This window comes from Pseudomonas sp. 30_B, from assembly GCF_017491605.1.
GTDB lineage: Bacteria > Pseudomonadota > Gammaproteobacteria > Pseudomonadales > Pseudomonadaceae > Pseudomonas.
Genome location: NZ_JAFGYY010000166.1, coordinates 1 through 524 on the forward strand (window position 1 = coordinate 1; position 524 = coordinate 524).

At 61.6% G+C, this 524-nt stretch carries 1 protein-coding gene; it reads right to left on the reverse strand.

What is annotated here, in order from left to right:
- A partial coding sequence (hpnH, locus tag J5M67_RS27750; RefSeq protein WP_243434920.1) for an adenosyl-hopene transferase HpnH occupies positions 1 to 392 on the reverse strand: 392 nt, incomplete at its 3' end.
- Positions 393 to 524: the final 132 nt, after the last annotated feature.

Here is a 524-nt window from a genome sequence, read left to right on the forward strand (position 1 = left end):
CCTTCCTGCGACACCGAGTGATCGTGCATCTCCCGGTCGCCGTCGAGATGGACCGACCAGACGAAGTACGGGCTCGGCGCGTAATCGTCCATCTTCTTTTCCATCAGCAGCGCGTTCGTGCACAGGTAGACGAACTTCTTGCGCTTCATGATGCCCTTGACGATTTCCGGCATTTCCTTGTGCAGCAGCGGCTCGCCGCCCGCGATCGACACCACGGGCGCGCCGCACTCGTCGACGGCCTGCAGGCATTCCTCGACGGACAGGCGCTGGTTCAGAATCGGATCCGGATAGTCGATCTTGCCGCAGCCGTTGCACGCGAGGTTGCAGCGGAAGAGGGGCTCGAGCATCAGCGCGAGCGGATAGCGTTTGTTGCCGGACAGGTGCTGGCGCATGATGTACGCGCCAACGCGGACTTGCTGGAGCAGCGGAGTAGACAAGGGATGTCCTCCTTAAACTTCGCGGGCGACAGCTTGCGTGAGCTTCGCCGGCAGCTTGAATTCGACTTTTTCCTCGCGGCCCGACAT